Source organism: Paenibacillus terrae HPL-003 (assembly GCF_000235585.1).
GTDB lineage: Bacteria > Bacillota > Bacilli > Paenibacillales > Paenibacillaceae > Paenibacillus > Paenibacillus terrae_B.
The window spans coordinates 4,384,237-4,397,751 of sequence record NC_016641.1 but is presented as its reverse complement, the minus strand read 5'-3'; the positions used below and the strand labels follow the sequence as shown (position 1 = coordinate 4,397,751).

General features: G+C 47.2%; 11 protein-coding genes and 1 riboswitch. Of the genes, 4 read left to right on the top strand and 7 right to left on the bottom strand.

The features are described 5' to 3' along the window. Nucleotides 1-116: 116 nt before the first annotated feature. Together HPL003_RS19820 and HPL003_RS19815 are read right to left on the bottom strand one after the other, a co-directional pair. Complete coding sequence (locus tag HPL003_RS19820) at nucleotides 117-785, bottom strand: PspA/IM30 family protein (protein ID WP_014281523.1); 669 nt, start codon at nucleotides 783-785, stop codon at nucleotides 117-119. 96 nt (nucleotides 786-881) lie between these two features. After that, on the bottom strand, nucleotides 882-1,904 hold the full coding sequence (locus tag HPL003_RS19815) for an NADH:flavin oxidoreductase/NADH oxidase (RefSeq protein ID WP_014281522.1): 1,023 nt from the start codon (nucleotides 1,902-1,904) through the stop codon (nucleotides 882-884). Nucleotides 1,905-2,207: 303 nt separating this feature from the next. Between HPL003_RS19815 and HPL003_RS19810 the strand changes: the two genes are divergently transcribed. Then, nucleotides 2,208-3,014, top strand: coding sequence for a polysaccharide deacetylase family protein (locus HPL003_RS19810; protein ID WP_043922456.1), 807 nt, complete (start codon nucleotides 2,208-2,210; stop codon nucleotides 3,012-3,014). Nucleotides 3,015-3,174: 160 nt separating this feature from the next. On the opposite strand, the gene HPL003_RS19805 is transcribed toward HPL003_RS19810, so the two are convergent. The 3 genes from HPL003_RS19805 to HPL003_RS19795 all read right to left on the bottom strand — a co-directional run bounded on the left by HPL003_RS19805 (nucleotide 3,175) and on the right by HPL003_RS19795 (nucleotide 6,443). Next, the gene (locus HPL003_RS19805; RefSeq protein ID WP_014281520.1) at nucleotides 3,175-3,843 is read right to left on the bottom strand and encodes a 3D domain-containing protein; all 669 of its coding nucleotides are present in this window, start codon (nucleotides 3,841-3,843) and stop codon (nucleotides 3,175-3,177) included. A gap of 7 nt (nucleotides 3,844-3,850) precedes the next feature. Continuing rightward, nucleotides 3,851-4,026, bottom strand: a riboswitch (cyclic di-AMP (ydaO/yuaA leader). 244 nt (nucleotides 4,027-4,270) lie between these two features. Then, nucleotides 4,271-4,993, bottom strand: a complete 723-nt coding sequence (locus HPL003_RS19800) for an amino acid ABC transporter ATP-binding protein (protein WP_014281519.1) — start codon at nucleotides 4,991-4,993, stop codon at nucleotides 4,271-4,273. Beyond that, complete coding sequence (locus HPL003_RS19795; protein WP_014281518.1) at nucleotides 4,980-6,443, bottom strand: ABC transporter substrate-binding protein/permease; 1,464 nt, start codon at nucleotides 6,441-6,443, stop codon at nucleotides 4,980-4,982. Before HPL003_RS19795 ends, HPL003_RS19800 begins: the two co-directional genes overlap by 14 nt. Before the next feature lie 147 nt (nucleotides 6,444-6,590). On the opposite strand from HPL003_RS19795, the gene HPL003_RS19790 reads away from it, so the two are divergent. Beyond that, the gene (locus HPL003_RS19790) at nucleotides 6,591-7,769 is read left to right on the top strand and encodes a M20 family metallopeptidase (protein ID WP_014281517.1); all 1,179 of its coding nucleotides are present in this window, start codon (nucleotides 6,591-6,593) and stop codon (nucleotides 7,767-7,769) included. Between the two features lie 43 nt (nucleotides 7,770-7,812). Then, nucleotides 7,813-8,502 carry a hypothetical protein gene (locus HPL003_RS19785; protein ID WP_014281516.1) on the top strand — a complete coding sequence of 230 codons (690 nt, stop codon included), beginning with the start codon at nucleotides 7,813-7,815 and terminating at the stop codon, nucleotides 8,500-8,502. A 112-nt stretch (nucleotides 8,503-8,614) separates the two neighbouring features. Here the strand turns inward: HPL003_RS19785 and glgA are convergent, their stop codons facing one another. Next, nucleotides 8,615-10,057 (bottom strand): glycogen synthase GlgA, encoded by a 1,443-nt coding sequence (glgA, locus tag HPL003_RS19780; protein ID WP_014281515.1) that lies wholly within the window; start codon nucleotides 10,055-10,057, stop codon nucleotides 8,615-8,617. A 53-nt stretch (nucleotides 10,058-10,110) separates the two neighbouring features. Beyond that, nucleotides 10,111-12,033 (bottom strand): 1,4-alpha-glucan branching protein GlgB, encoded by a 1,923-nt coding sequence (gene glgB, locus HPL003_RS19775; RefSeq protein ID WP_014281514.1) that lies wholly within the window; start codon nucleotides 12,031-12,033, stop codon nucleotides 10,111-10,113. A 238-nt stretch (nucleotides 12,034-12,271) separates the two neighbouring features. Between glgB and HPL003_RS19770 the strand changes: the two genes are divergently transcribed. Then, the gene (locus HPL003_RS19770; protein WP_014281513.1) at nucleotides 12,272-13,498 is read left to right on the top strand and encodes a glucose-1-phosphate adenylyltransferase; all 1,227 of its coding nucleotides are present in this window, start codon (nucleotides 12,272-12,274) and stop codon (nucleotides 13,496-13,498) included. Nucleotides 13,499-13,515 lie beyond the last annotated feature (17 nt).

Below are 13,515 nucleotides of genomic sequence, written 5' to 3'. Positions count from 1 at the left end.
CACATCTTCTTGACCTTCATATATGTTGATTTACGCCTCCAGGCAGGGAAAAGCGAAGGAGAAGACGGTTCTCCTTCGCTTCCATAGCAGCCACACAGGCGGCAATGCTTATAACCTTATTTATTGTCGTATTGCTTCAACAAAGCGGCAAGCTCATCGTCCACGGCACTTTTCTTATCAAGCTCCTTGAATTCCTCATCCAGCGATTTTTCCTTAGAGGACATTTCGTTGCTTGCTTCAGCACGCGCCTCTGCTTGCAGCATTTTTTCTTCCATGCGTTTCAGCCCGGCAGTTGCCGTATCAGAGCTAAATCCGTTCATTGCTTTGTTAATTTCCGTTTGTGCTTTAGCTGCATTATAACGGGCAACCAGCGTTTCACGCTTGTTCTTCATTTCTGTCAGCTGTCTGCGCATTTCATCCAGCTTACCGCGCAGGTTGTCGGCTGCCGCTTTGTTCTGCTCGTAGCCAGCCTTGAACTCGGTCATTTTTTGCTCAGCAGATTTCTTTTCTTCCAACGCGCGGCGAGCCAGATCCACATTTTGCGCTTTTGCTGCTGTATGGGCCTGCTCTTCACGTTTTTTTACCAAAGCAGCCTGCTCTTCGTATTGCTGTTTGAATCTCTTCTCAATGGCAATCTGAGCGGCTACCGCTTTCTCCGCATCTTCCAGATCCTCTTGCATATCACGAATGTATTGATCCGTCATTTTAACTGGATCTTCGGCTTTGTCAATAATGGAGTTGATATTGGACATGGTAAGATCTCTTAAACGTTTGAAAATGGACATGTGAAGTTCCTCCTAGAGTTGAATGCTTAAATTTTAAGCTCTGTACACATGTTTACGCAAGCTTTGCAAATTGAGTTTCAAAAAATAAAGTGCATTCTAAAAACCGCGCAAGTAAGGCTCCGGTATATCCGCCTGTACTTTTAGCTCCCGCGACGCATGCAGCGCCCAATACGGATCGCGCAGCATGGCGCGTCCTATCGCTACCAGATCAGCTTCTTTTTGCTGAATCACCCGCCGGGCATCCTCATAATCGTCCAGTAGACCAACAGCGATTACAGGTACATTCAGCTTTTCACGTATATCACGTGCCAAATCCACCTGATATCCCGCACGCGCAGATGGACCGCCATTGGAACCAATCGGCCCCTCGCCACCAGAGGAGATGTGAAAAATATCCACACCTGCATCACGATATCGTTCCCCTATGCCTGCTATGTATTCCACATTATATCCGTTTTCAACGTACTCTTTGGCGGATATCCGCATCAACACAGGCATATCAGACGGAAGCACCTCTTTAACAGCCTGAATCACTTCAACACCGAACAGCGATAAATCCTGTCCATACTCATCTTCTCTTGTGTTCGTTAAAGGGGAATGAAATTGATGAATTAGATAACCGTGAGCGCCATGAATTTCTACTGTATCAAAACCGGCTTCCACCGCGCGGCGCGCGCCTTCCTTATAAGCTTGGACCAGTTCCCTGGCTTCGGCTGTCGTCAAAGCGTGTGGCTCCTTAAAACGTTCGCTAAAAGCAATCGAGGACGGTGCGACAGGCAAATCAGCATCTTCAGCCTTGCGTCCGGCATGACCTAATTGAATTCCGATTTTGGCACCGTACTTGTGGACTTCCTCCACTATTTTACGGTATGCAGGAATATGCTCGTCACTCCAAATGCCCAGATCATGATCTGTAATGCGTCCATCCGGGTGGACCGCTGTCATTTCCACAATAATCAGCCCGGTGCCACCTACTGCCCGGCTAACGTAATGGACATGATGCCAATCATTGGGATTTCCATCTTTGGCCTCCACGCTATATTGGCACATTGGGGGCATTACAATCCGGTTTTTTAAAGAGAGTCCCTTTAATTGATAAGGAGTAAACAAGTCGGTCACTTTGATCCATCCTTCCTTTAATTCCATGTCTCTACAATATGAATTGCAATCCCATTATACACCAGCTATCACTGGATACCGAATCCATTAAAAGGCTAAAAGCTGCGAAAATGCTGCTGTTTTCGGTCAGGTTTAATAGAATATATGCGTTTAGCTTCGTGATCTGCACTTACATCCGTTTCACAGGGCATTTCCACTCAACCTCTCAATAGTCTAACCCGTTCAGCGGCATAATTCCACCATGTCAGGTACATAATAAATGAAAGCAACCGAAGGAACCACTGCACGGAAAGGGGGATACATATGCCGTACAGGGGAATATTGCCAATCATGGCACTGTTACTAGCATTTTCGAGTTTTCCCGTTCACGCGGATGCGCCTCCCGGTGCCGAAACGACTCATCCCAAGGAAGCGGCTGTTGTTTCTTCAGCACATAAGAGCAGAGAACGAGCCACTCCCACATTAGCCATGCTTCGAAAAAAGCATGCGGATATTTTTAAAATGTGCGGCCCGCATACTCAGCAAATTGCCCTAACTTTTGATGACGTGCCCGATTCCCGGTATACGCCGCAGGTTCTGGACATTTTGCACGCGAATGGTATCAAAGCCACCTTCTTTATCGTCGGTCACCGTGCGGAAAAACACCCGGGCATGATTCGCCGTATCGTACGTGAAGGCCATGCCTTAGGCAACCATTCCTATACCCATCCGGATTTTAGGAAGGCTTCACCGGAACGCTTTCGCAACCAGATTAAGAAAACAGAACATATTTTGGAGGCCACTGTCGGCTTTCGACCCAAGCTGATTCGCCCGCCCTATGGTGAAATTACGGAGCCTCAGCTCCAGTGGGCGCGTCGTCACGGCTACATGATTGTAAATTGGAACGTTGACTCCCTCGATTGGAAGGGACTCAGTAAAACGCAAATTCAGCGTAATGTGATCCCGGCTACCGGACCAGGTTCCATCATTTTAATGCACGCAGGTGGAGGTCAAAGTTCCAACCTGAAAGGCACTGTTCAATCCCTGCCGGGTCTCATTCAATCGTTGAAAGCCAAGGGCTACAAATTTGTCACGGTTCCCCGGCTACTTCACACCTCGGAGCGGAAATAACAGTAAAAGGGCTGTCTTACCAGCAGATGCATTCTGCTCGTCAAGACAGCCCTTTTTTAATCGACAAGACCCATTTATGAACCAGAATCCGCGATTAAGTTATTTGATTATAGTTTACATAACATATATTATGTTCAATCAATTCATTTGCTTATACAGACTATTTATCAATGACGTACAGCTTCACATTCTGAAAACCAAAGTCACTCACAAAAGATGGGCTGCCTGGAATGAAAATATCAATCCGTTTACCCGTAATGGCGCTGCCCTTATCGCGTGCTACCGCTACAAAAGATTGATCCGGCAGCCCCGGGTGGGAATAGCCTGTAACCAACACTTTCGTACCCAACGGAATTACGTTTGGGTCTACCGCAATCGTACCGAGCTTAAGCGGATTTCCAAAATAATCCACCGCTCCCCATTTTCCATTTTCACTGGCGGCTGCGGAATACGCCGTGGCCTTCACATCAACTACTTTGCTGTATTTAAATGTTTTGCCCCATGCTTCAACCTGTTGACCGTCACCTGCTGGCGCTTTCTCGGAAAGAAGCTGAGGTTTCGAATCCGAAGCAGCCTTTACCTTGTTATCGTCCGGCACCTTAATTTGCACTCCTGCATATATATTGCTGGCAGCAACATCCGGGTTCTCTTTTTGCAGATCTTCTACAGATACCCCGTAACGTTGAGCAAGTAAAAAGAAGGTATCACCTTCCTTGGCGGTATGAAGCGAAGCGGCGTCGGCTACCCCGGCTGTCTGCGCCAATCCTGCAATGGCTGTTGCCAGCACCGCAAATTTCATTGTTTTTCCAATACGTTTCAGATGTTTCAAAAGATATGTACCTCCTCTGTTATGCCTGCGAAGTTAGCTGTCGGATTCGGACTTAGGAGAAGCCCTATGCTTGTGCAATTCACCCCTAGGCACACCTTCTACCCATTCGTATGAAGACGGATCAGAAGTTACTGCCGTTGTTACGTCCCCCGCACTTCCCATGGTTTTGGGCCACGCATTCAGCGTCTGTCGTAGCTGTCTGCTGCCCCGGTAAGTTTTGGCTCACTGCATAATATCACAATTTTGTAACCTTATCTGCATGAAAATGTTGGGAACCTTGAACATCATACTATATCTATTACAATTTTGTCATCTGAAAATCAAAAAAGTAACAAAAATCTGAACAGAGGATGACAAAAAAGAAAAAGCCCTCCCGTTAAACTTCCACGGCGGAGGGCTTACTTCATAGCTTTTAGAAGCTCATTTCTTACAAAACCTTGGCAAGAAAATCCCGAGTACGATCATGGCTTGGAGTACCAAAAACCTGCTCCGGTGTACCTTGCTCCACAATTTGACCGTTATCCATAAAGATAATGCGGTCTCCTACCTCGCGAGCAAAGCCCATTTCATGTGTCACGATGACCATCGTCATGCCACCCTCAGCCAGCCTCTTCATCACGTCCAGCACCTCCCCGACCATTTCAGGGTCCAAAGCGGAAGTCGGCTCGTCGAAGAGCATCACATGCGGCTGCATCGCCAAGGCGCGTGCAATCGCAATCCGCTGCTTCTGTCCGCCGGATAGCTGATTTGGATAGGTGTCCTTTTTGTCTTCAAGTCCAACGGTGCGCAGCAGCTCCAGCGCAATTTTCTCCGCTTCCTTCACTGACTGGCCTCTAACCTGAGTTGGCGCAAGTGTCAGATTTTGCAGCACCGTTTTGTGCGGGAACAGATTGAAATGCTGGAACACCATCCCCATTTTCTCACGAGTCGCATTAATGTTATGACCACGGGCTGTAATCGGCTCGCCCTCAAACAGAATCTCCCCGTTGGTCGGCTGCTCCAGCAGATTCATACAACGCAAAAATGTACTTTTCCCCGAACCACTCGGGCCAATGACGACAACAACCTCGCCTTTGGCAATATCTATATCAATGCCTTTTAAAATTTCATTTTTGCCGAACGATTTACGCAGTTGTTTAACGGTGATCACTGGCTCTCAACTTCCTTTCCCATAAACCCAACAGCTTCGACAAGCTGAATGTCATTACAAAATAAATAGCTGCCGCGATGACGAACGGACTTAATCCTTCGTAGGTGATGTTCTTAATGACTTGGGCCTGATACATAATATCCACCATACCGATGGTAGAAATGATGGAGGATTCTTTAATAATCGTAATAAACTCATTGCCGATAGCAGGCAGTACAGACTTGAACGCTTGCGGTAAAATGACGTGACGCATAGCTTTGCCTCGCCCCATACCGAGTGAACGGGCTGCTTCCATCTGACCACGGTCCACTGCCTGAATACCTGCACGGAAAATTTCAGCCAGATAAGCCGAGCTATTCAGAGATAACGTAATAATACCGGACTGAAGTGGCGTAAAATTGACACCCAGCGTCAAAGCAACCCCATAATGGATGATCATAAGCTGTACCAGCATAGGTGTACCACGCAGTACCTCTACATACGCCGTACCCAACCACTCAATAATACGTACACCACTCATCCGCAGCAGAGATATGATCAGACCAATGATAAAGCCGAACAGTACCCCGAGTGCGGACAACAACAACGTATAGCCGATACCCGTGACGTAAAAACTGCGATAATTCCAAAAAATATCTACAATGTTATGGGATGAAACCTGTCGATCCGCAGAGAGCGCACTCGCTTCCGTGGAAAATTTTTCAATAGATCCGTCTGCTTTCAGACGAGCCAACGTTTTATTTACAGATGCCAGTAGTTCTGTATTCCCCTTGCGAATACCTACAGCTGTCTCTGCTCCCTCTTCCTCAGGCACCGCCTTGGCGAGAGTTACAGTACCGTCCAACGTGTATCCTTTTGCAACTGTATCTTCAATCACGACAGCGTTAATACGCTGTGTCCGAAGCTGGAGCACCAGATCAGAGATTTTATCCAGCGAAGTTACAGAGGCATTGGGCACTTTTTGAGCAATCTCTTCCTGAATACTGCCCTTTTGTGCGCCGATCTTCTCGCCTTTCAAAGCAGCCATCGTCGGATATTTGTCCTTATCCTCCGGGCGTACCATAATGACTTGCTTGGAGTGGTAATATACATCCGAAAAATCAATGCTCTTTCTGCGCTCATCCGTCGGGGTCATGCCCGAAAGAACCAGATCTACACGACCACTTTGCAAGGCAGGCAACAACGAGTCAAAGCTCATATCCTCAATGACCAGCTCTGCACCCAGATCCTTGGCAATTTCATTGGCGATATCAACATCAAAGCCAACAATGGTATCCTTACCGTTAATTACTTTATGAAACTCATACGGCGGAAAATCGGCACTCATGCCGAGTACAAGTTTTGGCTGTGTCTTCGCTTCCGTCCCGTATGCAGTAAGCATCGGAAGACCAGCCAACAGCAAGATAACCGCCGTTAAAATCAGGGCGGTAAAACGATATGCCTTTTTCAATCTTTTTTTCTCTCCTTAAATTCTTTATAATAAATAAGATTGTGTCATTATAAATGAATATGCATGATTATGCAATGAATGTTATAGCACAATTTCAGCATACCTGACGTAATACCTACATTACAGCTTTTACAAAGGAGTTTTTCCATGAATAACAAAAATACGATCCAACGCACCATTGAGCAGCATGCAGAACGTTTCAAGGACATTTCTTTATATATTGGCGCAAACCCGGAGCTGGGAAATGAAGAGTTTTTGGCCTCTGCCCGTTTAAAAGAGGAATTGGCTTTTCACGGATTTGAAGTTCAGGCCCCTGTTTTGGGTATAGAAACAGCTTTTATTGCGACTTATAAAGCTGCTAAACCCGGGCCGGTCATCGCTTTTCTGGCAGAGTATGACGCACTGAAAGGCCTGGGACACGCATGCGGACATCATTTGATCTGTATGATGAGTACAGGAGCTGCTGTCGGCCTCAAATCGGTCATTGACGAGATCGGTGGAGAAGTACGGGTATACGGCACGCCTGCCGAGGAAACACGCGGTGCCAAGGTTCCCATGGCGGCTACCGGGTTGTTTGATGATTGCGATATAGCGCTCATGACACATCCTTATGACCATTATGAAAAATCAGGAAAATCGCTGGCGATTGATGCCGTACAATTCGAATTCTTTGGGCAATCCGCTCACGCGGCGGCCAGTCCCCACGAAGGCATTAATGCGCTGGACGCGGTAATTCAAACGTTCAACGGCATTAATGCGTTCCGCCAGCAAGTGAAGAGTACGGTACGTATTCACGGCATTATTAATCAAGGAGGACAGGCAGCGAACATCATTCCTGATTATGCCTCTGCCCAATTTTATGTAAGGGCTGCTACACGGCATGAACTGAATTCATTGACTCGCCGCGTCATTCAAATTGCCGAAGGAGCGGCCTTACAAGCCGGGTGTCGTCTGAAAACCTCGAATTATGAGACTTCTTATGATGAAATGGTGACTAACCGTGCGCTCTCCGATGCCTTTACCGCAAACCTGGTGCTGGCGGGCATTGCGCAGGAGAACATCACGGAAGGCGAAGATCATGGCTCTATGGATCTTGGAAATGTGTCGCTGCACTGTCCTGCCATTCATCCTTACATTCAAGTTATTGACGAGAAGCACGCCTTGCATACACCTGAATTCCGCGATTTGGCGATGCAGGACCGGGCGCTGGAAGGAATGTTATTAGCCGCCAGAACCTTGGCTTGGACCGCCTGCGATGTAATCACGAATCCTGAACTGCTGGCACAGATTAAGGATGAATTCGCTCTGCTGAAAAGCGAACGTTAAAATTTTTTAAATTTCGCCTTCTTTCCAGAAAGGAGCAGTCATTATGGATCATATGAGCAGCTTTTGGGCGTGGTTTATTGTGGTCGACATCGTCATTTTTTGGTTTTTATTCCGCGCATTATACCGAAAGAACCGAGGGAGTCGAAGAACACGCCGCCGTAATGCATTTTTTCTTCATTCCCCGTCCCCTTCTTCCCTTGCGCAGGGACGTCATAAGGAGATTATAGAACTCATGCAGCTTCTGGAGCAGTCCATTCCAGCCTCCTACGCTCATAGTGTTAGGCGGCGTGTGATGGAAGCTCACCCTCATCTGACGGAGCAGGAATATGATTGGCGCTGGAATGAGCTAAAACGATATTTTATGCTATGTGCGATTATGAACCGGGTGCCCATGTTCAGTCCAGATGGCAAGCGGCTACCGAAGGTCAACTATTTGCAAATAGATTATCTGCTGCTGGCCGTCGTATGGTATTCCTGGTATCACCCCCTTCAGTTTGCCTTGCACATGCATCCTGATGCTACAGGAAGTGCCGCATTAGCAAGCTCATCAGGCTGTAGTTCAGCAAGTGGCTGCTCGAATTGGGATACGCACCACTCGCACCATCATTCTTCCCACGATAGCTCCCATGATGGAGGCTCAACTCACCACGATTCAGGTGATTCCGGCGGCAGCCATTCCTCGTGCAGCAGTAGCTCCTCATGCGGAAGCAGCTGTGGTGGTGGAGGCGACTGATCACAGCAAAAAAGGGCATTCCTCAGCCACTATTGGCTTTTGCGGGATGCCCTTTTTCCATTGTACTATGTCAATTCTGCCTTGTTCAGACACTCCTGCCCAGCGACTCAGTTCATTCGTCCCCTGTCAGTGAACGATAAATATCCAGATACGCTCCCGCCGACATATCCCAGCTGTACTCTCCTGCAAAAGCAGTGTGCGTAAGCTTGGACCAATGCTCAGGCTGGCGATAAAAATCAACCGCACGACGAATTGTATGCAGCATATCATGCGCATTGTAATTTTTGAAGCTAAAGCCGTTCCCTTCGCCTGTAGATTCGTTGTAAGCATGTACGGTATCGTTCAGACCGCCCGTTTCCCGCACAATCGGGATGCTCCCATAGCGAAGCGCCAGCAGCTGGCTGATCCCGCAAGGCTCAAACCTCGACGGCATAAGGTACATATCGCTTGCAGCATAAATTTTACGGGATAAAGGTTCACTGAAAGCGAGCTGCGCCGACATTTTTAGGGGATAACGTTCAGCGGCTTCCCGGAACCAGTGCTCAAAGGCCGGATCTCCCGTGCCCAGCACAACAAACTGAATATCATCATAATACATAATCTCATCAAGCACTCTGGTTACCAGGTTCAGTCCCTTCATATCCACAAGTCGGGTTACCATCGCAATCAAAGGCACATCCGGTCGTATCGGCAGACCTAGCTCCTTTTGCAGGCCGATTTTGTTTTCCTTTTTCTTCGCCAAACTGGTGCGGTACTTCGTATAAATACGATTGTCCGTAGCAGGATTGTAGCTTTTGGTATCAATTCCGTTCACAATACCCGACAAACGTCCCTGCTCTCCCAGCTTACGCAGCAGCCCTTCCAGCCCATATCCGTAAAATTCCGTCTGAATCTCCTCAGCGTAGGTAGGACTTACAGTTGTGACATGATCCGAGTAGGTCAGCCCCCCCTTCATAAAGTTCAGTCTGCCATGATACTCCACACCCTCAGGGGTAAAATAGCTACCGTCAAGATTCAGTAGTTCCGTTAAGACCTCATATGGAAAGTCCCCCTGATACAGCAGGTTATGTATCGTAAACACTGTGCGAATATCACTGTAAAAGGGCAAATGACGGTAATTGGCATTTAGTAGTAACGGCACCATCGCCGTATGCCAGTCATGACAATGCAAAATATCAGGCTGAAAATTCAAATTAGGCAGTACTTCCAAAATCGCCCGATTGAAAAAGGAAAAGCGCTCGCCATCATCCATATAGCCGTAAATTCCGTCACGACCGAAGTAATATTCATTATCTATAAAATAAACCTTGATCCCGTCCAACGTCAGTTCCTCTACTCCACAATACTGATCACGCCAGCCTACGGCGACATGCTTGACTGTTACCGGACGCAGAGACTCCTTATAAGTATCGGGAATTCCCGCATATTTAGGCAAGATGATCCGGACATCGCATCCCGCCTGACGAAGTGCCTTTGGCAGTGCACCAATGACATCAGCCAACCCGCCTGTTTTAATAAATGGATGTGCTTCTGCTGCCGCAAATAAAATGTTCATATGTGCTTCCTCCTTATGACCTCAACCCTATTTTAAACCAGCTCTAACATGGATTAATCTGCTTTTTTAGCCCTTCGGGGCGCTTTCTTCAGTATAACGACGCTCAGCGGCGGAATGGTCAGCTCCAAGCTGTGGAGTTGTCCGTGGCAAGGAACCTTGGCTGTGCGCAACACTTCGGTGTTCAACTGGCCACTACCGCCAAAGTCTGAATGATCACTGTTCAGCAGTTCGATATAGCTCCCGGCCTTTTCCAGACCAATTCGGTAGTTCTCTCTTGACACGGGCTGAAAGTTAATAAGCACGACCAGTGTATCTCCTGGCCTTTTCCCTTTACGTAAATACGTAATTACGCTCTGCCCACGGTCCTCCGCCTCAATCCACTGATAACCATCCCACGAATGATCCAGCTCCCATAATGCTTTTTCCTGTATATACAAATGATTCAGCGCTTTCGTAAAAGCGTGCAGCGAACGGTGACTGTCATAATCCAGCAAAAACCAGTCAAGCTGCTCCTCATCCTTCCATTCAATAAATTGGCCGAATTCCCCTCCCATAAATAACAGCTTTTTGCCCGGTGAGGTGATTTGGTAACCAAGAAGCGCTCGAAGTCCGGCAAATTTTTGCTCATAGCTACCCGGCATTTTATCAAGCAGCGACTTTTTACCATGAACGACCTCATCGTGCGACAACGGCAGTGTAAAATTCTCGCTGTATGCATAGGCTATGGGGAACGTCAGCAAATTATGGCGCTCAGGCCTTTGATCGAAGTCCGTTTCGATATAATCAAGCGTATCGTTCATCCAGCCCATATTCCATTTGTAATTAAAACCGAGTCCTCCATCGCTTACCGGGGAGGTCACCATCGGCCAGGCACTGGACTCCTCTGCCATCATCAGCGCATACGGATAATAGCGGAATACTGTTTCATTCAGTTGTTGGAGGAAGGCAATAGCCTCCTCATTTTCAATGCCTCCCTTGGAATTAAAACGATATTGACCGTCCTGCTTTTCAAAATCCAGCCGCAGCATACTCGTCACAGCATCTACGCGCAGGCCGTCAATGTGGTACACATCCATCCAGAACAGCGCATTGGATATCAGGAAAGAACGCACCTCAGGCTTGCTGTAATCGAACGTCAGCGTCCCCCAACCAGGCTTTTCTGCAATCAGCGAGTCCGCATATTCGAACAGCGGCGATCCATCAAACAGTCTCAAACCATGAGCATCCTTGGCAAAATGAGCCGGAACCCAATCCATAAGCACCCCAATGCCCGCCTGATGACAACGATCCACCAAATACATAAAATCATGCGGTTCCCCATAACGGCTTGTCAGTGCAAAATATCCGGTGAGCTGGTATCCCCAGGAAAGATCATACGGATGCTCACTGAGTGGCATAAGCTCAATATGCGTGTAACCCATTTCCGTTACATAGGGCACAAGAAGCTCAGCCATTTCCTTGTATGTATAAAACGTACCGTCTTCTTTTTGTTTCCAGGTGCCCAAATGCAGCTCATATATATGAAGGGGCTTTCCATAAGGCTCTCTTCGTTTACGCCGCCAAGCCGCGTCATTCCAAATGTAGCCCTCCAGTGAAGCGACCACGGAAGCCGTTGCTGGTCTTAATTCTGCGCATACTGCATAAGGGTCTGCTTTTAGAAAACGTTCACCGTTTGCACCCGTAATATCATATTTGTAAAAAGTTCCTTGGGATATACCCGAAAAAAAACGACTCCAAAAGCCAGATTCGGGAACTCTATATAAGGAATCCTGTTCCCCATTCCAGTTGTTACGATCTGTAGCAAGCCCGACATGGAGAGCATGAGGAGCCCAGACCGTAAAACGGACGCCCTGTTCTCCGTTCTCCACAGTAAGGCGGGAACCCAAAGATCGGTAGCTTTGATAAAGTGTTCCTTCGTGAAACAAATAAATGTCTTCCGGCGATACAGCCTGTTGCGGGAGAGTTTGGTCTGTCATCACGTCACCACCTTTATGTGTTTGTTTAGAACAAAATGTATGATTCGGAAATACATTTGCTTTCCGGTCAAAGCTGACTCGGGTTATTACCCCATTCTAGCCACAATGAACAGAAAAATGACTATGAAAAAAATAAACCTTGATTTTTGGGGGATCTTACACACCTGATGGTTTCAAGAGCACCCCATACCGTTTATGTATGTACTACACCAGACAACTAAACCGGGAGGGAAACGAAATGTTTAATAAAGAATGCATTGCCATGCTGCTGGCAGGCGGAGAGGGACGCCGTCTTGCTCCCCTTACTTCAACGATTGCAAAACCCGCCGTACCCTTTGGCGGTCATTACCGAATTATCGATTTTCCTCTCAGCAACTGTGTTAATTCAGATATCGATACTGTAGGTGTGCTGACGCAATATGAGGCGGAATCCTTGCACGAGCATATTGGAGATGGAACTCCTTGGGGTCTTACCAAAACGAACGACAAGGGAATTACCTTACTTCCATCTTATAATACAGACAACGCTGAATATTTGGGAACGGCAGACGCTATTCATAAAAATATCGAATATATAGACAGTCAAAACCCGGAACACGTGCTTATTTTATCCGGTGATCATATTTACTATATGAACTATCGTGAAATGCTGAACTATCATAAGGAAAAAGTTGCTGCGGCTACGATTTCCGTTATGGAAGTACCTTGGGATGAAGCGCACCGCTTTGGTGTCATGAGTGCCGATGAGGAGCTGCGTGTCACCGAATTTGCTGAAAAGCCGGAGAAACCTGAAAGTAATCTGGCCTCTATGGGGATTTACCTGTTTAAGTGGGATTATTTGAAAAAATATTTGGTGGAGGACGCCAAGGATGAGCAATCCAGCCATGATTTCGGTAAAGACATCATTCCTAAAATGCTGTCGGATCAAGAATCCTTGTATGTTTACGAATTTCAAGGCTACTGGAAGGACGTAGGCACCGTTAAAAGCCTGTGGGATTCACATATGGATCTGTTGCAAGAGGATTGCGCTATTGACCTGCAACGGACAGACTGGCCTATGTATACACGTGAACGCCGTACAAGGTTGAGCGCACATATGCTATCTAACCGCAAAACGGAGCCATTAGACAGCCTCCTGCATGATTCTTGCCAAGTAGAAGGTCAAATTGAACGTTCCGTCGTATTTAGCGGTGTCGAGATAGGTAAAGGCTCGGCTATTAAGGAAAGTATCGTTATGCCTAACACCCGTATCGGTCGTAATGTTCATATTGAGCACGCGATTATCGGTGAAGGTGCTGTGATTCGTGACGGTGCAGTCATCAGGGGTAACCCGAGTGAAATTATGGTTATCGGGCCGAATGAAACGGTATTCGGTAAAATGGCGGTACGCCCACAAACAGCCCGTATGTTGAAAGAAGCTTATGAGCGCAACACACACCTGCGTGCTGAAGGTTTTACTTCATAATGGTACGAAATATGTCA